General features: G+C 73.8%; 9 protein-coding genes. 5 read left to right on the forward strand and 4 right to left on the reverse strand.

Annotated features, from left to right (window positions below):
• Positions 1–201: 201 nt before the first annotated feature.
• From DMP17_RS30505 to DMP17_RS30525, 5 genes are all read left to right on the forward strand, one after another.
• A complete protein-coding gene (locus tag DMP17_RS30505) occupies positions 202–432 on the forward strand; it encodes an MbtH family protein (RefSeq protein ID WP_337831323.1) in 231 nt (76 codons plus the stop codon).
• Between the two features lie 73 nt (positions 433–505).
• Positions 506–919 carry an aspartate 1-decarboxylase gene (gene panD, locus DMP17_RS30510; RefSeq protein WP_010227757.1) on the forward strand — a complete coding sequence of 138 codons (414 nt, stop codon included), beginning with the start codon at positions 506–508 and terminating at the stop codon, positions 917–919.
• A gap of 8 nt (positions 920–927) precedes the next feature.
• Positions 928–2,559: a (2,3-dihydroxybenzoyl)adenylate synthase gene (locus DMP17_RS30515; protein ID WP_337831324.1), complete on the forward strand. Its 1,632-nt coding sequence runs from the start codon at positions 928–930 to the stop codon at positions 2,557–2,559.
• A gap of 2 nt (positions 2,560–2,561) precedes the next feature.
• The gene (locus tag DMP17_RS30520) at positions 2,562–17,975 is read left to right on the forward strand and encodes an amino acid adenylation domain-containing protein (RefSeq protein WP_337831325.1); all 15,414 of its coding nucleotides are present in this window, start codon (positions 2,562–2,564) and stop codon (positions 17,973–17,975) included.
• A complete protein-coding gene (locus DMP17_RS30525; RefSeq protein WP_337831326.1) occupies positions 17,972–19,078 on the forward strand; it encodes a TIM barrel protein in 1,107 nt (368 codons plus the stop codon). Before DMP17_RS30520 ends, DMP17_RS30525 begins: the two co-directional genes overlap by 4 nt.
• Before the next feature lie 92 nt (positions 19,079–19,170).
• Here DMP17_RS30525 and DMP17_RS30530 read toward each other — a convergent pair whose 3' ends face one another.
• Genes DMP17_RS30530 through DMP17_RS30545 form a run of 4 tightly spaced genes read right to left on the reverse strand, consistent with a single transcriptional unit; the run spans position 19,171 to position 22,998 of the window.
• Positions 19,171–19,995, reverse strand: coding sequence for a siderophore-interacting protein (locus DMP17_RS30530; RefSeq protein ID WP_337831327.1), 825 nt, complete (start codon positions 19,993–19,995; stop codon positions 19,171–19,173).
• Positions 19,992–20,843 carry an ABC transporter ATP-binding protein gene (locus tag DMP17_RS30535; protein WP_060573135.1) on the reverse strand — a complete coding sequence of 284 codons (852 nt, stop codon included), beginning with the start codon at positions 20,841–20,843 and terminating at the stop codon, positions 19,992–19,994. The genes DMP17_RS30530 and DMP17_RS30535 overlap by 4 nt, the downstream gene beginning before the upstream one ends.
• On the reverse strand, positions 20,840–21,931 hold the full coding sequence (locus tag DMP17_RS30540; protein WP_337831328.1) for a FecCD family ABC transporter permease: 1,092 nt from the start codon (positions 21,929–21,931) through the stop codon (positions 20,840–20,842). Before DMP17_RS30540 ends, DMP17_RS30535 begins: the two co-directional genes overlap by 4 nt.
• Positions 21,928–22,998, reverse strand: a complete 1,071-nt coding sequence (locus tag DMP17_RS30545) for a FecCD family ABC transporter permease (protein WP_337831329.1) — start codon at positions 22,996–22,998, stop codon at positions 21,928–21,930. Before DMP17_RS30545 ends, DMP17_RS30540 begins: the two co-directional genes overlap by 4 nt.
• Between the last annotated feature and the right edge of the window lie 14 nt (positions 22,999–23,012).

Raw genomic sequence — 23,012 nt, forward strand, 5'->3', positions numbered from 1 at the left:
GCCGTCCAGGGAAAAGGGCAGGCTAACCAAAGCGAACAGAGTCGACGAAGCGGACAAAGCGGTGACTCTACCCACATAAGTAAAGCTAGCCTAAACTAAGAGTCAAGACCTATTGTCCGTTTCCGGATCCCGCACCGGCATCGACCACCGCGTCGACCGTGCCACGACCGGCGGGACGCAACCCCGACGAAGACGGATGCGATGGCCACGAACCCGTTCGACGACGCCGACGGAAGCTTCTACGCACTGGTCAATCGCGAGGGTCAGTACTCGCTGTGGCCGACGTTCCAGGTGGTGCCGAGCGGGTGGACCGTCGCCCACGGCGACCCCGCGGGCAGACCACGCCAGGAGGTCCTCGACTGGATCGAACAGACCTGGACCGACCTGCGCCCGCGATCGCTGCGAGACCGCGCCGACACCGCGAGCCCGTGACCGGGCCCGCCGCGACCTGTCCGCGGGACACGTCCGCAACGTCGCTCTGATAGCCGATCCCGAGAGGAACCCGATGCTTCGCACCGTCCTCGGTGGAAAGATCCACCGCGCGACCGTGACCCAGGCTGACCTGCACTACGTCGGTTCGCTCACGCTGGACTCCACGCTGGCTGCCGCCGCCGGACTGGTCGAGGGCGAGAAGGTACAGGTCGTCGACATCACCAACGGCGCGCGGCTCGAGACGTACGTGATCCTGGGCGAGCCCGATTCGGGCGTCATCTGTATCAACGGTGCCGCCGCCCACCTGGTCCACCCCGGTGACCTCGTCATCATCATCTCGTACCTGCTCGCCGAGGACGCCGAACTCGCCGGACACGACCCGCGCGTCGTCCACGTCGACGCCGAGAACCGCATCGTCAAGCTCGGCGAGGACCCGGGTGAACCGGTGCCCGGGGCGACCGACCAGTTCGATTCCCGGGTCTCGTGAACCCCGCGATGCCCGGGCCCCAGCCGCTCGTCCTCGACGGCGTCGTGGGATACCCCGAAGAGATCGCCGCCCGCTACCGGCGGGACGGCTACTGGATCGACCAGACGTTCTCCGAGATGTTGTTCGAGACCGTCGACCGGGTGCCCGACGACGTCGCGATCATCGCCGGCGACACGCGGTTGAGCTACGCCGAGCTCGGCGAGCGGGTGCTGCGCCTGGCCGCCGGATTCCGCGACCTGGGGATCGGGCGCGGCGACCGCGTCGTCGTCCAGTTGCCCAACGTCGGGGAGTTCATTCCGCTGGTGTTCGGACTGTTCGAGCTCGGCGCGATCCCGGTGCTGGCGCTCGCCGCGCACGAGCGCAGCGAGATCGCGCACTTCGCCGACCTGGCCGAGGCGCGTGCCTATGTGACCGTGGACCGGCACGACGGCGTCGACCTGGGCGCCCTGGCGGCGCAGATCGCGGAGTCCTCGCCGACCGTGGAACACACCGTCGTCCTGGACCGGTCCGGTGGAGGCGCGGCCCTCGAGACGCTGCTGGCTCACGACCCGCTGCCCCGCGAGCGTCGCTGCCTACCGGGAGACGTCGCGTTCCTGCAGCTCTCCGGTGGTACGACCGGGACATCGAAGCTCATCCCGCACACCCACGAGGCGTATCTCGGGTCGATGCGGCAGGCGGTGCGCGTGGGAGGGACCACCGCGTCGTCGGTCCAGCTGGTCGTGCTGCCGATGCCACACAGCTTCGCGATGCGCTCCCCGGGGTTCCTGGGGGCCCTACACGTCGGCGCCACCGTCGTCGTGGCTTCCGACCCCAGCCCGGACACGGCGTTCGCGCTGATCGCCCGGCACCGGGTGACCGAGACCGCACTGGTCCCGCCGTTGGCCCTGTTGTGGCTGAACTCGTCGCTGCGGCCGGAGACGGACCTGTCCAGCCTGCAGGTCGTCCGGGTCGGCGGCGCGAAGTTCGGCGCCGAGGCGGCCCGGCGCATCCGGGAGGAGCTGGGCGCGACGCTGCAACAGAGCTACGGCATGGCCGAGGGGTTGCACACCTTCACCGATCTCGACGCCGACGAGGACACGATCACCACCCGGCAGGGCAGGCCGACCTCCGAGGCCGACGAGATCCTGGTCGTGGACGACGAGGATCGGCCGGTCCCCCCGGGCAGCCCCGGGCACCTGCTGACCCGCGGGCCGGCCACCGTGCGCGGCTACTACCGCACTCCCGCCCACGACGCGCAGGTCTTCACTGCAGACGGCTTCTACCGCGTCGGCGATCTCGTCGAACAGGACGACCGCGGCTACCTCACGGTGGTGGGGCGGGCGAAGGACCAGATCAACCGGGGCGGCGAGAAGATCGCGCCCGAGGAGGTCGAGAACCACCTCCTCGCCCACCCCGCGGTGCACGACGCCTCGGTCGTCGGGGTCCCCGACGACGCGCTCGGCGAGCGCACGAAGGCCTACCTCGTGCCGCGTCAGGGGGCCGACCGGTCCGCCCTCACCGTCGCCGGGGCACGGTCGTTCCTGCGGGAGCGCGGGCTGGCGGCATACAAGCTCCCCGACCTCGTCGAGGTCGTCGAGACCTTCCCGAGCACGGTGGCCGGCAAGGTCAGCAAGCGGGCTCAGCGAGCGAAGAAGGAGTGAAGGTGACGCCTCCGGTGCGCCTGCCGTTGTCCGTGGCGCAGCGCGGGGTCTGGTCCGCGCAGCAGCTGTTCGCGGACTCGACCGTCTACCGCGTCGGCCAGATCATCTGGTTGTCCGCACCGGTCGACCCCGACCGATTCGTCGCCGCGATCGACGCCGCCGTCGCCGAGACCGAGGCGCTGCGCGTCCGGTTCGACGTGTCCGGCGGCGTCCCGACGCAGTGGGTCGACGACACGGTGACGGTGCCGACCGAGGTGCACACCGACCCGTTCGACGATGCCGCAATCGTCGAACGGGCCCGGGTGGACTACCGCTCGGGCGCGACCGAGGAGGCGTTGTACGCGTCGTCGTCGATGTTGTTGCGACGCAACGCAGGCGGCTGGGCGTGGGCGTTCACCCACCACCACCTGATGCTCGACGCCTACGGGGTGGCACTGTTCGTCCGGCGGGTCTCCGAGCACTACACCGCACTGCGAAGCGAGGACACCGCGCCGGAACCGTGGTTCGGACGCCTGGCCGACGCGGTCGGCGACGGCGGCGGGCCGGATGCGGACGGCGAGGCCTACTGGCGCTCAGTGCTCGACGTCGAGGGCGACGACCGCGGCGACGCGGGCGAGCTGGCCGACGCGTTCACGTTCGAGCCGCACACCGTTTCGGTCCCGCTGGCCGCAGATGTGCGGGACCGGCTGGGCGTCTATGCCCGGACGGCCCACCTGTCCTGGCCGGACACCCTGGTCGCGCTGTGGGGCGTGTTCACCGCCCGCAGCACACATGCCGACAGGATCGCGGTTCGGATGCCGTTCATGCTGCGCGGCGGGCCGGCGCTGCTGCGCACTCCGTCGATGGCGTCGCGAATCTTCCCGGTCGTCGTCGGCATCACGCCCGCGATGCCGCTGACCGACGTTCTCCGGGCGACCTCGGCGCAGATCCGGGGCGTCGAGAAGTATCAGGGGATCGAGGACTCGCAGCTGGCCCGGTTGTGGCCCGGCGGCGAGGCCGACTACTTCGCGCTGCCGGTCGCCAACGTCAAGGTCCTCGACTACGAGGTCGATTTCGCGGGCACCCCGGGCGTCGAGCAGACCGTCAACCCGGGCCCGGTCGGGCGGCTCGACCTGTCGGTCTACAACGACCCTGTGCACGGCTTCCGGCTCGATCTGCGCGGCCGCGAGCCGTCCTACGCCGGGCAGCCTCTGGAGTCCTGGGCCGGCCGGTTCGCCGCGTTCCTGGACACCGCGCTCGAGCTCGGCACCGAGGTCACCCTGGCCGAGCTCGACCGGGCCCTGGCCGTCGACGCTCCCGTCGCGCCGGCGACCGGTACCGCGAGCATCGAGGGCACCGTGCTCGCGCTGCCCGCGACCACCGTCGACGACCTCGTGCGGGCCGAGGCCGCCCGGTCGGCCGACCGGATCGCCGTCGTCGGGGACGCCGATGGGACGCGCTGGACCTTCGCCGATCTCGACGCCCGGGTGAATGCGCTGGCCACGCTGCTCGTCGAGCGCGGGGTGCGGGCCGGGGACCGGGTGGGTGTCCTGCTACCGCGGTGCCCCGACCTCGTCGTGGCGCTCGCCGCGGTGCTGCGCGCCGGTGCCGGTTATCTACCCGTCGACCCGGCGCTGCCCGCCGGACGGATCGCGGCGATCGTCACCGACGGCGGGCCGCGACTGACGATCACCGACTCCGATGGCGCGGACCGTGTGGGCTCGGACGTCTTGCTGCTCGACGACGCCACGGTCGCCGCCGCGTTGCACCGCGGTCGCGCCACACCGCCGGAGCTGTCCCGGGCCCCGACTGCGGACGACCCCGTCTATGTCATTTTCACCTCCGGCACGACCGGGCGCCCCAAGGGCGTCGTTGTCCCGCACCGGGCGCTGGTCAGCCGGCTGGCCTGGGGCCGGTCCCGCTACCCGCTCGCGGACGGGGAGATCGTGCTGATGAAGACCCCGGTGTCGTTCGACGTGTCCGCGCCGGAGGTGTTCGCCCCGCTCACCGAGGGCGGGACGCTCGTCGTCGCTGCCGACGAGCGACACGGTGACCCCGAGTACCTGCACGACGCGGTCCGCCGCCACGGCGTGAACCGGATCAACTTCGTGCCCTCGATGGGCGAGGAGTTCATACGGGCCGGCAGCGCGTTGCTGCCGTCGGTGACCACGACGATGGTCGCGGGCGAGGCCTTCCCGACCACGCTGTCCGCAGCGCTGAGCACGATCACCGGCGGCACCGTCCTCAACGTGTACGGGCCCACCGAGACCGGCGAGATCACCCATCACGAGGTCGATCCCACCGCGGTACCGGCCGGCGCGGTGGTGCCGATCGGGATCCCGATGGCCAACACCCGCGCCCGGGTGCTCGACTCGTGGTTGCGCGAGGTCGGCCCGGGAGTGCCCGGCGAGCTCTATCTCGGTGGGGCTCAGCTCGCCGAGGGTTACGCCGGCCGGCCGGGGCTGACAGCGGAGCGGTTCGTCGCCGACCCCGGCTCAGCGGTGGGGGAGCGCCTCTACCGAACCGGCGACCTGGTCTCGCACGACCAGTTCGGCGTGCTGCACTACCTCGGCCGGGCCGACGATCAGATCAAGATCCGCGGGCACCGGGTCGAGCCCGGTGAGGTCGGGAGCGCGCTTGAGCGCCACCCGTCGGTGACCCGGGCGATCGTGGTCGCCCACGAGCACCCGGTGGCCGGGACCCGCCTGGTCGGCTACGTGACGACGGTGGGCACGGCGTACGGCGCCGCCGGGGACCCCGACGAGCTGCGGGAGCACCTCGCCGCGCTGCTGCCGGGCCACATGGTCCCCGCCGCGATCGAGGTGCTCGAGGCGTTCCCGGTCACCCCGAACGGGAAGATCGACCGCAGGGCTCTGCCCGAGCCCACCGGCCTGACCGCGGCCACCGGCCGCGCGCCCAGCACCCGCACCGAGCTCGCGCTCGCCGCCGCGTTCCGCGAGGTGCTCGGGTTGCCCGTCGACACTGAGCTGGGCGTCGACGACGACTTCTTCGCCCTCGGCGGGCACTCGCTGCTCGCGACACGTGTGGTGGCGCGAGTGGGTGCCGCGGCGGGCGTCCGGATCACCCTGCGCGATGTGTTCGACCGGCCCACCGTGGCCGGGCTCGCGGACCTGCTCGGCGAGCTGCCCGCCACGGCTCCGGCTGCGCCGGTGCCCGCACCGCGCCCGGACCGGATCCCGGCGTCGGCGGGGCAGCGGGCCCTCTGGCTCGTCGAGCAGCTCGGCGGACCCGGCGGGCGCTACGTCGTTCCGACCGTCGTGCGGCTGACCGGTGCGCTCGACGAGGACGCGCTGGAATCCGCGCTGCGCGACGTCGTGACCCGGCACGAACCGCTGCGCACCCTGCTGCAGGAACACGACGACCAGCTGCTGCAGGTGATCGTGGATCCGGCCGAGACGGCGGACCGGGTGAGGGTCGCTGTCGAGGATCACGTGGGGGCGTCCCGGGCGGTCGTCGAGGACCGGGTGGCCGCGGTGGTGCGGGCCCGGTTCGACCTGGGCGCGGATCTCCCGGTGCGGGCGGTGGTGCTGCGGACCGGTGCCGGTGCGGACCCGGAGTGGCGGCTGGTGCTGGCGGTGCATCACCACGCGGTGGACGAGTGGTCGTTGCCGTCGTTGCTGGCGGACCTCTCGGCGGCCTACCGGGCGCGGGTCGCCGGTGCGGAGCCCGGGTGGGCGCCGCTGCCGGTGCAGTACGCCGACCACACCCTCGCCGAGCTCGCCGCACTCGGCGATCCCGACGACGAGGGCTCGGTTCTGGCCGGGCACCTGCGGTACTGGCGCGACGCGCTGGACGGCGCGCCGGACGAGTCGACGATCAGCCCGGACCGGGCCCGACCGGCAGCGCCGACGCACCGCGGACAGGACGTGCCGTTCGCCCTGGAGCCGTCGCTCGTCACGGGCCTGCACGAGACCGCCCGCGCGCGGGGACTGACCCCCTTCATGCTCGCGCAGGCCGCCGTGGCGCTCGCGGTGTCCGCACTCGGTGGCGGGGACGATGTCGTCGTCGGGTCCCCGGTCGGCGGCCGCACCGCCGACGGCGTCGCCGACGCCGTCGGCTACTTCGCCAACATCGTGCCGGTCCGGCACCGGATCGGTGCCGCCGACACCGTCGCCGACGTGCTGGCCCGGGCCCGCGAGACGGTGCTCGACGGGTTCGCCCACCAGGAGGCCCCGTTCGAGAAGATCGTCGCCGCGGCCGGCGCCGCCCGGGACACCGGCCGCAATCCCGTCTACCAGGTGATGCTCACCCATCAGCAGCTCACCGGCGAGCCGTACCCGCTCGCGCTACCCGGCGTCGGCGTCCACCCGGACTCCGCGGACATCGGTGCGGTCAAGACCGACCTCGACGTCTACCTCACCGACGCTCCGGCCGGGATCGAGGGCTTCGTCTCGGCGGCGACCGACCTGTTCGACCGGGCGACCGTGGAGCGGTTCGTCGCGGTGTTCACCCGGGTGCTGGAGGTCGTCGCGACGGACCCGGGGCGGGCGGTGGCGCGGTTGGACGTGCTGCCGGCGGCGTCGTCGTCCGAGGTGACGACCTGGTCGCTGGGCCCGGATGTCGACGCGCCGGCCGCCACTGTGGACGGGTTGCTGCGTGAGCAGGTCCGGTCCACCCCGGACGCTCCGGCGGTGCTCGATGCGACCGTGGGGATCCGGTGGACCTTCGCCGAGCTGGACGCCCGGATCGACGCGTTCGCCGCGACCCTGACCGCCCGCGGTGTGGTCACCGGCGACCGGGTCGGAGTCCTCCTGCCGCGCAGCGCCGATCTGGTGGTCGTGCTGGCCGGGGTGCTGCGTGCCGGTGCCGCCTACGTCCCGCTCGACCCTGCGCACCCCACCGCGCACGTGGCCCGCATCGTCGAGGTGAGCCGACCCCGGCTGGTCGTCAGCGATCCGCCCACCGTGCGGGCGCACCGGGCGGTCATCGACGCCGTTCCGCACCTCGTGGTCGAGGGCGGCACGGTCGAAGGCGGCACGGTCGACGGGACGGTCCCGGCCGTGAACGGCGCGATGGCGCCGGTCCTGAGCCCGCACGACACCGCCCAGGTGATCTTCACCTCCGGCACGACGGGTGAGCCGAAGGGCGTGCAGCTCTCGCACGGCGCGATGGTGAATCGGCTCGGCTGGGGCGCAGTCCTGCTCGGCCTCGACGGCGACGCCGTCGGGCTGGTCAAGAGCGGTGTGGGATTCGTCGATGCCGCGACCGAGCTGTTCGGCCCGCTCACCGCCGGCGCGGCGGTCGTCGTCGTGGCCGACGAGGACGCGAGGGACGCGATCGGCCTCGCCGCCGCCGTCCGGGTGTACGGGGTCACCCATCTGCTCACGGTGCCGGGGCTCGCCGACACCATGGCCGGGGTCGACGACACGGCGTTCGGGTCGCTACGGCACTGGGTGTCCTCCGGGGAGGCACTCACCCCCGGCACCCGCGACACCATGCACCGAGTCGCCCCGCACGCGGTCCTGCACAACTTCTACGGCTCCACCGAGGTCACCGGCGACGCCACCGCCGTCCGCGTCGACCCCGGCGGGGAGTTCCGCCCTGGCACCGGCGGCGCCGTGGTGCCGATCGGTCGCCCCCAGCCGGGCGTCTCCACCCGGGTACTGGACAGGTGGCTGCGTCCGGTCGCCGCCGGTGTCGCGGGCGAGCTGTACGTCGGTGGCGTGCAGTTGGCCGACGGCTATCTGGGGCGCGCCGTCGCGACCGCGGAACGGTTCGTCGCCGACCCGTTCGGGGCCCCCGGCGCCCGGCTCTACCGGACCGGGGACCTGGCTCGCTGGAACTCCGACGGTGCCCTGGAGTACCTGGGCCGCGCCGACGACCAGGTCACGATCCGCGGACACCGGGTGGAACCGGACCGGACCCGGGCCGTGCTGCGCGAGCACCCGGCCGTCACCGGTGCCGTCGTCCTCGGCCGGGAGCACCCGGCCGGCGGCACCCGCCTGCTCGCCTGGGTCACCACCGGCGGTCCCAATCCTGATCTCGCCGCGGAGCTGCGCGAGTTCGTGGCGTCCCGGCTGCCGGATTACATGGTCCCCGCCGCGTTCGAGGTGCTCGAGGAGTTCCCGCTCACCCCGAACGGCAAGATCGATCGCCGGGCGCTGCCGGTTCCGGAGGCCAGCGGTGCTACGAGCGCCGGCCGGGCCCCGCGCACCGATGCTGAGCGGCTGCTGGCCTCGGCGTTCGCCGACGTCCTGGCGCTGCCCGCGGGCACCGAGCCGGGGATCGACGACGACTTCTTCCGCCTCGGGGGGCACTCGCTGCTCGCGACCCGGCTGGTGGCGCGGGTGGGTGCCGCATCCGGTGCTCGGATCACCCTGCGGGACGTGTTCGACCGGCCCACCGTCGCCGGGCTCGCCGCGCTCGTCGAGAACAGCACCGCCGCCCAGCCGGTCGCGACGCTCGGCGAGATCGCCCGCCCGGCCGCGATCCCGGCGTCCTACGGGCAGCAGTCGCTGTGGTTCGCCGACCGGATGGGCGGCCCCGAGGGCCGATACGTGGTGCCGATCGTGGTGCGGCTGACCGGGAGGCTCGACGAGCCGGCGCTGCAGGCGGCGCTGCGCGACGTCGTGATCCGGCACGAGGCGCTACGCACCGTGCTGCGCGAGGGCGACGGCCGCCTGCTGCAGGAGATCCTGGACCCCGGGGACGTCCCGGCCCGGGTGGCGGTCGCGGTGGAGGACCTTGTCGGTGCGGCCCCGGCGGCCGTCGAGGACCGGGTGGCCGCGGTGGTGCGATCGCGGTTCGACCTGGCCTCCGAGCTGCCGGTTCGCGCGGTGTTGCTGCGCACCGGTGCCGGTGCGGCACCGGAGTGGCGGTTCGTGGTCGCGGTGCATCACCACGCGGTGGACGAGTGGTCGTTGCCGTCGTTGCTGGCGGACCTTTCGGTGGCCTACCGGGCGCGGGTCGCCGGTGCGGAGCCCGACTGGGCGCCGCTGCCGGTGCAGTACGCCGACCACGCCCTCTGGCAGCGCACGCACCTCGGCCGCCCGGACGACGAGGGCTCGGTGCTGGCCGGGCACCTGCGGTACTGGCGCGACGCGCTGGACGGAGCGCCGGACGAGTCGACGATCAGCTCCGACCGGCCGCGACCGGTCGAGCCGACACACCAGGGCGAGGACGTGCCGTTCGCCCTCGAGCCGCCCGTGGTGGACGGTCTGCGGGAGGTCGCCAGGGCACAGGGCGTCACGTCGTTCATGGTGTCCCAGGCCGCAGTGGCGCTGGCGGTGTCCGCACTCGGCGGGGTCGACGAGGTGGTCGTCGGCTCCCCGGTGGGCGGCCGCACCGAGGAGGGCGTCGCCGAGATCGTCGGCTACTTCGCGAACACGCTGCCGCTGCGGCACCGGATCGGTGCCGCCGACACCGTCACCGACGTGCTGGCCCGGGCGCGGGAGACGGTGCTCGACGGGTTCGCCCACCAGGCAGCCCCGTTCGACCAGATCGTCACCGCAATCGGGGCGCAGCGCGCGGCCGACCGCACGCCGCTCTACCAGGTCATGCTCACCCACCTTCAGCGCAGCGGCACCGAACAGGAGCCCCTGGCACTGCCCGGTGTCCGGGCCCGGCGCGAACCGGCCGAGCTCGGCGCGGTCAAGACCGATCTCGACATCTACCTGATCGACGGCGCGGACGGGGTCGAGGGCTTCGTCTCGGCGGCGACCGACCTGTTCGACCGGGCGACCGTGGAGCGGTTCGTCGCGGTGTTCACCCGGGTGCTGGAGGTCGTCGCGACGGACCCGGGGCGGGCGGTGGCGCGGTTGGACGTGCTGCCGGCGGCGTCGTCGTCCGAGGTGACGACCTGGTCGCTGGGCCCGGATGTCGACGCGCCGGCCGCCACTGTGGACGGGTTGCTGCGTGAGCAAGTCCGGTCCACCCCGGACGCTCCGGCGGTGCTCGATGCGACCGTGGGGATCCGGTGGACCTTCGCCGAGCTGGACGCCCGCATCGACGCGATCGCCGCCCGGGTCGCGGCGCGGGGTGTCACGGTGGGCGACCGGGTCGCCGTCCTCCTGCCGCGCAGCGCCGACCAGGTCGCCGTGCTCGCCGGGCTGCTGCGCGCCGGCGCGGCCTACGTACCCGTCGACCCGGCCCATCCGGCGGCGCACGTCGCCCGGATCCTCACCACGGCCACTCCGGCCCTGGTGGTCACCGACCGGGCCACGGCCGCCGCGCACGACCTTCCCGCGGATCGGCTGCTGCTGGTCGACGAGCCCGCCGCCGAGGCGGACCGGTGGTCGGGCCCGGCCCGGCCGGTGACCCCGCGCGACACCGCCCAGGTGATCTTCACGTCGGGCACGACCGGGGAGGCCAAGGGCGTCGGGCTCCCGCACGGCGCGGTCGCCGACCGACTCCGCTGGGGCAATGCGCTGCTGGAACTCGACGGCACCGCCGTGTGCCTGGCCAAGAGCGGCGCCGGCTTCGTCGACGCGGTGACCGAGCTGTTCGGGCCACTGACCGCGGGGGCCGCCGTCGTGGTGGTCGGCGACGGGACGGCGCGCGACGCGGGCGCACTGGCCGAGCTGATACGCGAGCACCACATCACCCATCTGCTGACCGTGCCCGGCCTCGCCGACACCCTCGCCGACTCCCGCACCGGCAGCGGACCGGGGTTCGGCTCGTTGCGGCACTGGGTGTCGTCCGGGGAGCCGCTGACGGCGGCCGGCCGGGACGCCATGCGTCGTGCCGCCCCGCACGCCGTCCTGCACAACTTCTACGGGTCCACCGAGGTCACCGGAGACGCCACCGCCGCCCGCATCGACACCGGGGATCCGGACCGGCGGGTGGCGATCGGCCGCCCGCAGCCCGGGAGCTCCGCACGTGTGCTGGACCGGTGGCTGCGACCGGTGCCCGCCGGTGTCGCCGGGGAGCTCTACGTCGGCGGCGGGCAGCTCGCCGACGGTTACCTCGCGCTGCCGGGGCTCACCGCCGAGCGGTTCGTGGCAGACCCGTTCGGCCACCCCGGCTCCCGGCTCTACCGCACCGGGGACCTGGCCCGTTGGACTGCCGGCGGCGAGCTGGAGTTCCTCGGCCGTGCCGACGACCAGGTCACGATCCGCGGACACCGGGTCGAGCCGGAACAGGTCCGCGGTGTGCTGCGGGAGCACCCGGCGGTGACCGGCGCCGTCGTCCTCGCGGCGGAACGACCCACCGGCGGGCCGCAGCTGCTCGCCTGGGTCACCGCCGGTGGTCCCGATCCCGGCCTCGCCGGGGAGCTGCGCGAGTTCGTGGCGTCGAGGCTGCCGGAGTACATGGTGCCCGCGGCGGTGACGACGCTGGCGGAGTTCCCCCTCACCCCGAACGGCAAGATCGACCGCAGGGCGCTGCCCGCGCCGGACCTCACCGAGGGGGCGGGGGCCGGTGGGCGCAGCCCGGAGACCGCGACCGAGCGGGCGCTGGCCGAGCACTTCCGAGAGGTCCTGCGGCTCGACGGAGGCGCCGGTCCGCGTGCGGCTCTCGCGGTCGATGCGGACTTCTTCCGTCTCGGCGGGGACTCACTGCTCGCAGCCCGGCTGCTCACCCGCATCAACACCACCTTCGCGTCCGCCCTGCGGCTGCGGCACGTGTTCGGTACCCCGACGATCGCCGGACTGGCCGAGGCCGTCACCGGGGTGGCCCGGCACGACGGCTCGCCGGTGTCGCCGATCACCGAGGTGGTCCGCCCCGATCCCGTCCCGGCGTCCTACGGCCAGCAGGCGCTGTGGCTGCTCGACGAGCTCGGGATGGGACCGGCCTACCAGGTCGGGATCGTCCTGCGGATTCCCGGCGGCGCCGACCCCGCCGCCCTGCACCGCGCGGTGGCCCGGTTCACCGAGCGGCACGAGATCCTGCGCACGGCGTTCGTCGCCGGACCGGACGGCGAGCTGACCCAGCTCGTCCGGCCCCCGGACGACGCGCCGGTCCTGGCGGTCGAGACCGTCGCGGCGGACGCGGTACCGGCCCGGATCGGTGCGCTGCTGGCGCAGCGATGCGACCTGGCCGCCGACGGCGGTGCCGGGTTCACCCTGCTGCGTACCGGCGGCGACGACCTGCTCGTGGTGCACGGCCACCACATTGTCATCGACGAGGGTTCGGTCCGGCCGCTGGTCCGCGACCTCGACGTGCTCTACGACGCCGAGCTGTCCGGCACCGCGGCCGCGCTGCCGCGGCTGCTCGTGCAGTCCGCGGAGTTCGCGGTCTGGCAGCGCAGCACGCTCGGCGACCGGGACGACCCGGACTCGCGTTTCCGGGGCGAGCTGACGTTCTGGGAGAAGGCGCTCGCCGACCTGCCGGCCGAGACCCCGCTGCCGCTCGACCGGCCCCGGTCGGAGACCACCTCGCGCACCGTGCGCACCGTCCGCGACCCGCTGCCGGCCGCCGACTCGGCGGCCGTCGAGCGGCTGCTGGCCGAGCGACGGGCGACCCCGCTGCAGGGGCTGATCACAGCACTGGCGCTGGGTCTGTGGACCGAGGGCGCCGGGAACACGGTGCCGGTCGGCACCCCGGTCGAGCTGCGCGACCAGCCGGAGCTCGACGACGCCGTCGGGTACTTCGTCAACACCGTCGTCGTCCGCGCCGAGATCGACGAGACGGTCGGCTTCGGCACGCTGCTGTCCGGTGTCCGGGACCGGGTGGTCGACGCGGGCGAGCACAAGACGGCGCCGTTCGACAGCGTCGTGGAGGCCCTCGGACCGCCGCGGATCCCCGGCGTCAGCCCGCTGTTCCAGGTGATGGCCGCATTCCTGGACGACACCGCCCGCGACCCCGTGGCCGGGCGTCTGGTCCCGGACCCTGCGGCGGTGGCCGAGGCCACCGGCGACCGGCCCGCGCTGTTCGACCTGGTCTACGCGATCGTCCGGCGTCCGGACGGCGCGCTGGACCTGCAGCTCAACGCCACCCGCGAGCTGTTCACCGCCGACACCGGTGCCCGGCTGCTCGCCGGGGTGCGCCGGTTCCTCGTGCTGGGGGCCCGGTACCCGCAGCTACCGCTGCGGCACCTGGTCGAGCTGGTCCGGGCCGTCACCGACCCCGCGGACCTCGGTGCCGCACCGGACGGGCCGGGGGCGAGGATCCCGCTGCCCGGCTTCACCCCGGACGAGACGACGTCCTGGCGGGCGGCCGCCGAGTACCTGCGCCACGTCGTCCCCGGGGCCGGGATGCTCGCGCTCGAGGTACGCGACGACGGCACCGGCGAGCTGACCGGGACTCCCACCGGCCCGGACGCGGCCGCGCTGCTGGCCGGCCTCGCCGGCGAACTCGTGGAGAGCTACCGGTCCACCGTCGCGGTGCGTCTGGAGTGGCCCGACGACACCGCACGGGGGACGCTCGCGGGGGTGCGGCCGAGGCTGCGCCGGGCCGACCGTGCCCGGGTCTCCCGGGCCGATGCGCGGCGGATCCGGGCCGAGCACGGCGAGGACAGCAGGTTACTGCCGTTGTCGTCGCTGCAGAGCGGACTGCTCTACCACATGGTGCGGGCCCGCGAGACCGGCGATCACAACGCCTACGTGTCGCAGATCCTGCGCGAGATCGAGGGCGAGGTCGACCCGGCGCACCTGGAGTCCACCACTTGCCGGGTGCTGGAGCGGTACCCGAACCTGCGGGCCGCGTTCGTGACGCTGCGCGACACCGAGGTCCAGGTGATCCCGCAGCGCTCCGAGGTCCCGTTCCGGGTCGTCCGGCTCGACCCGCCGGGCGGCCCCGGGCGTGCGGAGTTCCTGGAGGCCGAGCGCCAGGAGCCGTTCGACTTCGCGACCGGGCCGCTGATCCGGTTCACCCTGCTCGAGCACGGGCCGGGGGCCTGGACGTTCGCGATGACCTTCGAGCACATCCTGATGGACGGCTGGTCGATCAACGCGCTGCTCGGCGAGATCGTCGACGCCTACGCCGATCCCGGACTGCTCGACCGGGTCCGGCCCGTGTCGTTCGAGTCCTACCTGGATTGGCGCGAGACCCGCGACGCCGCGGCGGGCGACCGCGCGTGGGCGGGCTACCTCGCGGAGGTCACCGAGCCGACCCTGCTCTGGCCCGAGGGCGGTGACCTGGGTCTGACCCGGGTCGAGACCGGGGACCTGCACCGGGATCTGAGCCCGGCCGAGGCCGCGACCGTGTACGCGGCCGCCCGCAGGGCCGGGGTCACCGTGGGCACGCTGCTGCAGACCGCGTGGGCGGTGACCCTGGGCCGGGTGACCGGCCGCGGTGATGTCGTGTTCGGCAACACCGTCTCCGGACGGCCACCGGAGCTGCCCGGTTCGGACCGGATGATCGGGCTGCTGTTCAACACACTGCCGATGCGGGTCCGCGCCCGCCCGGACGAGACCGTCACCCAGCTGCTGGCCCGGGTCCGGTCCGAGCAGCTCGAGGTGCTCGACCACCCGGACGTCGAGCTGACCCGGATCCAGAACGCGGCCGGGCTGGGTGCCCTGTTCGACACCCTGTTCGTCGTCCAGAACCTGCCCTTCGACCCGTTCGAGCCGGAGACGACGCCGGTCGGCGGGCTGCGGGTGACCGGCGGGACGGTGAACGACGCCACCCACTACCCGGTCACCGTGGCGGTGAACCCGTGGGAGCACGACGGCGCCGCGACCGTGCACGTCCGGCTGTCCTACCGGCGCGACGCACTCGACGAGGCCGCCGCCGAGCGGCTGACCGAGCGCTACCTGCACGTACTGCGCGCGCTCGCGGCCGGTCCGGACACCGCACTGGGGCGGATCCCGGGCTACCTGCCCGGCGAGGACGCTCCGTCGCCGGCCGGTGTCACCCGGGCCGTCCCCGAGGTGACGGTCGCCGACCTGCTGCGTGCCCAGGTGGCCCGCTCACCGCAGGAGACCGCGCTGGTCGCCGGGGACCGCAGCTACACCTTCGACGGGTTCTCCGCCGAGGTGCACCGGTACGCGCGGGTGCTGCTGGCCCGCGGCGTGCGGCCCGAGCACCGGGTGGCGCTGCTGCTGCCCCGCGACGAGCGCATGGTGATCGCGATGTTCGCGGTCTTCGCGGTCGGCGCCGCCTACGTGCCGATCGATGCCGAGCACCCGGACGAACGGATCGCGACGATGTGCGACATCGCCCGGCCCACCGTGACACTGGTGACCGGCCGCGATGCGGCACGCCTGCCCGGCACCGCCGCCGGGCAGGTGCTCGACCTCGACGAACCCGTGCTGCGCGCGGAGATCGCCGACGCCGGCCAGGGCCCGGTCACCGACGCCGAGCGCGGCGGCCCGATCGACCCCGACCACCTCGCCTACATCATCTTCACCTCGGGCTCGACCGGGCTGCCCAAGGGAGTCGCGGTGGGCTACCGCGGCCTGACCAACATGTACGCCAACCATGTCGAGGAGATCTTCGACCGGGTCGTCGCGCACCAGGGCGGTCGCCGGATGAAGATCGCCCACACCACGTCGTTCTCCTTCGACGCGTCCTGGGAGCAGCTGTTCTGGCTGCTCAACGGGCACGAGGTGCACGTGATCGACGAGGAGCTGCGGCGCGAGCCACAGCAGCTGCTGGCGCACTACGACGACGCCCGGATCGACGGGTTCGACGTCACGCCGTCCTACGGGCAGGTGCTGGTGGACCAGGGTCTACTCGACCGGGACCGGCCTGCCGGTCGATCGGTCGCCGCGGACGCGCCCGGGGTGGTGTTCGTGTCGCTGGGCGGCGAGGCCGTGCCGGACACGCTGTGGCGGCAGCTGCGTGAGGCGCCGGGGGTGGAGTCCTACAACCTGTACGGCCCCACCGAGTACACGATCAACGCGCTCGGCGCGGACCTGGCCGACACGGCGACCTCCAGCGTCGGCCGGCCGATCTTCAACTCGCGGGCCTACATCCTCGACGACAACCTCCAGCCCGCGCTGCCGGGTGTACCGGGGGAGCTGTACCTCGCCGGCGCCGGGACCGCCCGCGGATACTGGGCCCAGCCCGGGCGCACCGCGGAACGGTTCGTCGCCTGCCCGTGGGAACCCGGGACCCGGATGTACCGCACCGGGGACCTGGCCCGCTGGACACCCGGCGGGACGATCGACTACCTCGGTCGCGCCGACGACCAGGTGAAGATCCGTGGCTACCGGATCGAGCCGAGCGAGGTCGCCGACACTCTGGCCGGGGACCCGCAGGTCGCCAGGGCTGCGGTGATCGCCAGGGCGGACGCCCGGGGGGCGCTGCAGCTCTACGGCTACCTGGTCCCCGCGGCGGACGGGCCCGGCACCGTGGACCTCGACGCCGTCCGGGCCCGCGCGCGCACCCTGCTCCCGGACTACATGGTCCCGGCCGGGCTCGCCGCTCTCGACGATCTGCCGCTGACCGTGAACGGCAAGATCGAGACCAAGGCGCTGCCGGTGATCGAGTCCGCGGCCGCGGAGTACGTGGCACCGGCGTCCGGGACCGAGGTGGTGGTCGCCGGTGCGGTCGCCGAGCTGCTCGGCACCCGGGAGGTGTCGGTGTCGGCGAACTTCTTCGACGTCGGCGGCAACTCTCTGCTGGCCATGCGACTGGTCGCCCGGCTCAACGAGCGACTCGGCTCGGAGCTGCTGGTGTCCGACGTCTTCGCCGCGCAGGTGCTCGGCACCCTCGCCGCGGTGGCCGACGACCGGTCCGCGCCGTCCACCTCCGAGGACGTGGCCGGCGACGTGGCCGGCGCTGTCCTGGTCCCGCTGCGGGCCGCGGCGGCAGGTCGGCATCTGTTCTGCGCACACGCCCGCTACGGGCACGCCTCGCTCTACTCCGCGCTGGGCAGGTACCTGCCTGACGGTGTCGGCCTGGTCGGGCTGCAGGACCCGGCGCACGCCGGGCTCGGCGCCGAGTTCGGCTCGATGGCCGAGCTGGCCACGGTCTACGCCGACGCCGTCCAGCGGGTGCAGCCGCACGGCCCCTACGACCTGCTGGGCTGGTCGTTCGGCGGCCACATCGTGGTCGCCGTCGGGCGGGAGCTCGTCGGCCGCGGGGAGCGGATCGGGTCGGTCACGATCGTCGACACCACCCCGACGGGGCCGGATCACGCACCGGGGCCGGGCGACGTCCTGCCTCGCCCGGGGGTACCGGTCGCCGAGGACGAGCAGCGGCAACGCGAGTTCCTCGACGTCAACTCCGCCGAGCTGCGCGCGCTGCTCGGGCCCGAGGTGAGCGCCGAGCTCTCCGCCGAGGCGCTCACAGCGTTCGCGGTCGCCGGCCTGCGCTGCGAGCGGCACATGGCCGAGCGGACCGTCGGCGAGCTCGACGCCCCGGCGCTGCTCGTCGCGGCGGGTGCGCCGGCCGAGGCCGACCGCGCCGCGGGCACCGGGATCGCCGCGTGGGGCGCGCACCTGCCCGGGGCCCGCACCGAGTACGTCGACGGCGAGGACCACCACTCGATCATCGACCCGGACCGCGGCCTGCCGCGCTGGGCCGACCACCTGACCGGGCTGCTCGAGGGCGGCACCGCGGGGACCACGCACGAGGAGAGGAAACGATGAGTCTCACCGCCGCCGATGTGACCGCGGACGTCGCGGAGGCGCTGTTCCTGCAACCCGCGGAGCTGGACCACCAGCTGGACCTTCGCGACCAGGGGATGGACTCCGTGCGCACGATGGAGCTGGTCGACCGGTGGCGCCGGGCGGGGGTGCCCGGGATCAGCTTCATCGCGCTGGCCGAGGACCGTCGCCTGGAGCGGTGGATCGAGGTCGTGCGCGAGCTGCAGCCCGTCGCGGCAGAACCGCCCTCGCTGCGCACCTGCATCGCGACGGTGTCGCTGGGCGGTTCGCTCACCGACAAGCTGGACGCCGTCGCGGCGGCCGGGTTCGACGGCATCGAGCTGCTCGACGCGGACCTGCGCGACTCGTCGCTGTCCGCGTCCGAGGTGGCCGCCCGCTGTGCCGACCTGGGACTGACCATCGACGCCTACCAGCCGTTCCGGCGTGCCGAGGGGGTCAGCGCGGCCGAGTTCACCGACGTGCTGGCGCGCTTCCGTGGCGAGCTCGACGTCATGGCCGGGCTGGGCACCGGCTCCATCCTGGTCGTGTCCAACACCGACGACGACGCCGACCCGGACCGCGACCTGTCGGCCCGGCAGCTGTCCGCGCTCGCCGACGCCGCCGCCGAGCGCGGCATGTCGGTGACCTACGAGGCGCTGGCCTGGGGCACCCACGTCGGCCGTTTCGCCGATGCCTGGGACGTGGTCCGCCGCGCCGGCCACCCGGCCCTGACGGTCACCGTCGACACCTTCCACATGATCAGCCGCGGCGAGGACGCCGGGGCCCTGGACGGCGTCCCGATGGACAAGATCAGCCTGGCCCAGGTGGCCGACGCGCCGATGCTGTCGATGGATCTCAAGCAGTGGAGCCGCAACCACCGGTGCCTGCCCGGCGACGGCGAGTTCGACCTGCGCACACCGTTGCGGGCGCTGTGGGCGGCGGGCTACCGCGGCCCGCTGTCGCTGGAGATCTTCAACCCGGAGATCCGGGCGCAGCCCCCGCACGATGTCGCGGCCCGCGGTGCGCGGGCCCTCGACGCGCTGCTCGCCGAGCTGGACGGGGCCGTGCCGGGGCCGGACGCGAGCGGGGACCCGGTCCGGGCCTAGCCACGCGGCCCGGCGACGCACCCGGTGATCGGGGGTCGGGTGGGGCCGAGCGCGGTACGCGCGGCCCTACCCGGCCCCCGGTTCCAGGTGGCTCAGATCTGCCCGACGGCCTCGCGCTTCTCGGACTGGAACACGTCCTCCTTCCGGCCGTGCGCCCAGTAGGCCGACAGCGACAGCTGGGACCGGTCGAGGCCGCGCTCGTCGGTGAGGTGTGGGCGCAGCGACTTCATGGCGGCCCGCTCGCCGTGCACGAAGACCTGTACCCGCCCGGCGGGCCAGTCGAGACCTCGGACGGCGTCGACGAGCAGGTCGGTCGTCCCGGCCTCGGCGCCGTCACGGTGCAGCCAGCGCACCTCGAGACCGTCGGGCGCGGTAAGGTCGAGTTCGTCGGCGGCGGAGTTGACCTCGAGCAGTGCGACGCCGCGTGCGTCGGCAGGCATCGCCTCCAGCGCGGACGCGATCGCGGGCAGGGCCGACTCGTCACCGGCGAGCAGGTGCCGGTCGGCCTGCGGGTCGGGGGCGTAGCCGCCGCCGATCCCGCCGAGCACCACCGGGGAGCCGGGCTCGGCCGTCGCCGCCCAGGGCCCGGCCACGCCGGTGTCGCCGTGCACAACGAAGTCGATCCAGATCCGCTGGTTCTCCAGGTCGAAGCGGCGGATGGTGTAGGTGCGGGTCGACGGCAGCGCCTCGACCGGCAGCTCTTCGCGCAGCGCGGCGAGGTCGTAGGGCGGGGTCAGGTCGCTGCCGGGGGGTGCGAACAGCATCTTCGTGTAGGCGTCGGTGTGCCCGTTGTCGGTGACGTCGGCGATGCCGGGCCCACCGGCGACGATGCGCACCATGTGCGGCGTGAGCCGGGTGCGCTCGAGCACCTCCAGCACGATCTGCGGCCGCCGCGGGCGGTTTCCGGGAGTACTCATCGATGTCCTTCCGTGCTCACGGTGCGGGGGTCGAGCGGCACCACCGTAGGGGTGCCGGTGACGGGGTCGGGCACGACCAGGCAGCGCAGCCCGAACACCTCGTCGATCAGCTCGGCGGTGATCACCTCGTGCGGCGGGCCCGCGGTGACGACCCGGCCCTCCCGCATGACGACGAGGTGGTCGGCGTACCGGGCCGCCTGGCCGAGGTCGTGCAGGACGGCCACGATCGTCCGGCCGCCCTCGTGCAGCGACCGGAACAGCTCCATCAGCTCGTACTGGTGGGCGATGTCGAGGAACGTCGTCGGCTCGTCCAGCAGCATGATGGGGGTGTCCTGGGCGAGCAGCATCGCCACCCACACCCGCTGCCGCTGCCCGCCGGACAGCTCGGCGACCAGCCGTCCGGACAGTTCGGTCAGCCGGGTCGCCTCCAGCGCCGACCGGACGGCCTCCTCGTCGGAGCCGCGCCACTGGTGGATCAGGTTCTGGTACGGCGCCCGCCCGCGGGCCACCAGGTCGGCGACCCGGATGCCGTCCGGGGCGAGCGAGCTCTGCGGGAGCAGCCCGATGCTGCGGGCGGCCTCCTTCGGCGGGTAGGACGCGATCTCCTTGCCGTCGAGCAGGATCTGCCCGGACGACGGCGGCAGGATCCGGGACAGCGCGCGCAGCACCGTGGACTTGCCGCAGCCGTTCGGGCCGATGATCGCGGTGAACGAGCCGTCCGGGATGTCCAGCGACAGGTCGTCGGCGACGACCCGCCCGCGGTAGCCGATCGCGGCGTCGCGGGTGACGAGCCGAGCGTGCGTCCCGTGTGACGAGGTGTTCAACGAGGGGGCTCCCGGGTCGGTCATGCGAACGTTCCGTACTGCCGCCGTGCCTCGCGGACGAGCAGCCAGATCAGGTAGCAGCCGCCGAGGCAGACGGTGATCAGCCCGACCGGGATGGCCCGGTACACCTCGGCGATCGCCAGGCTCAGCAGGTGCGCCGAGGCGAGCAGCGCCGCGCCCATCGCGGCGGAGGCCGCGGTGCTGACCCCGGGGGAGCGGGTGAGCCGCCGGGCCAGCTGCGGGGCGGCGAGCGCGACGAACCCGATCGGGCCGGCCGCCGCGGTCACCAGCGCGGTGGTCGACACGCCCACCACGAGCAGCCCGAGCCGGGCCGCGCCGACCCGGGTGCCCTGGGTGACGGCGGCGTCGTCGCCGAGCTCGAGGCGGCGCAGCGCCGGGGACAGCAGCACGGTCGCGACGACGATCACCGCGGCGATCCCCAGCGAGGGCAGCATCGGCGTCCAGGTCACGTTGGCGATCGAGCCCGCCGCCCAGAACCCGACGACCATCGCGTCGTCGATGTCGGCGCGGGTGACCAGGTAGGAGTTGACCGAGGTGAGCATCGCCGAGATCCCGATCCCGACGATGATCAGGCGGAACCCGGCGATGCCGCCACGGTAGGCCAGCACGTACACCGCGAACGCGGTGAGCAGGCCGCCGGCCAGCGCCGCGAACGCGACGTTCCAGTAGCTGCTCGCGCCGACGACGAGCAGGGTCAGCACTACCCCGGTGTAGGAGCCGGCGTCGAAGCCGATCACGTCCGGGGAGCCCAGCGGGTTGCGGGTCAGCGACTGGAAGATCGCCCCGCCGATGCCGAGCAGCGCACCGAACACCAGCGCCGCGAGCACCACCGGCAGCCGCCACTCGGTCACGATGATGCGCTGGAACTCCCGCCCGCCGCCGAGCAGTGCCTGCACGACCTCGCCGACGCCGAGCCGGAAGTCGCCCAGCCCCAGCGACACGACGGAGACCGCCACGGCGACCGCGAGGACCGCCGCGGAGACCGCCAGCAGCCGGACGCCGACGCGGCCGGAGAGCCACCGGGTGCGGACCGTGCGGGTTGTGTAGCCGAAGTCCACCCGCTCGTCGGGGCGGGTCGGTGTGGTCGTCACAGGCTGCTCGCCTCCCTCCGGCGGACCAGCGCGATCAGCACCGGTGCGCCGATGACCGCCGCGACGACCCCGACCTCGATCTCGCTGGGGCGCACGAGCACCCGGCCCAGCACGTCGGCGACCAGGACGAGCACCGGCGCGGCCAGCGCCGAGTAGGCGATGATCCACCGCTGGTCCGGGCCGACGAACCAGCGCACCACGTGCGGCACCATCAGCCCGAGGAACGCGATGCCGCCGGTCAGGGCCGTCGCGCCGCCCGCCAGCAGGGTGACGACACCGATGCCCAGCGCCCGGGTGCGGCCCACCCGGGTGCCGAGCGAGGCCGCCAGGTCGTCACCGAGGGCGATCGAGTTCAGCGGCCCGGCCAGCGCCAGCGCGCCGATCAGGCCGACCAGGAGGAATGGCGCGACGAGCAGCGTGTCCTCCATCGTGGTCCGCGCCAGCGACCCCAGGCCCCAGTTGCGGAACGACCGGAACGTGTCCGGGTCGATCAGGGTGAGGAACGTGGAGAACCCGTTGAGCATCGCGCCGAGCGCCACTCCGGCCAGGACCAGGGTGACCGGGGACGCCGTCCCGCCGCCCGCGGAACCGATCACGAATACCACGACGGTGGTCACCGCGGCGCCGAGGAAGGCGAACCACACGTACTGGGAGATGCCGGCGAGCCCGAACACCCCTGCGCCCAGGGTCACGGCGAAGCCGGCGCCTGCGTTGACCCCCAGGATTCCCGGCTCGGCGAGCGGGTTGCGGGTGAGCGCCTGGATCAGCGCTCCGGCGACGCCGAGCGCGGCGCCCACGGCGACCCCGAGCAGCGTACGGGGCCACCGCTCGGTCCAGATGATGATCGACGCCTGCGAACCGTCCCGCCTCCACAGCCCCGACCACACTTGGTCGTAGCCGAGCGGGTTCGCGCCATGGGCCAGACTCAGGATCGTCGCCACCCCCAGTCCGCCGAGGATCACGGCCAGCCCGAGTGCCCGGCGCCGGTACAGCGATGACCGGGCGGGGGAGTCCCCCCGCCCGGTACGCCGTGCGGTCGCGACGCCGGCTCGCGGTGCGTCGTTCATGTCGCGCCCGTCCC

It is taken from the genome of Pseudonocardia sp. TMWB2A (assembly GCF_017312135.1).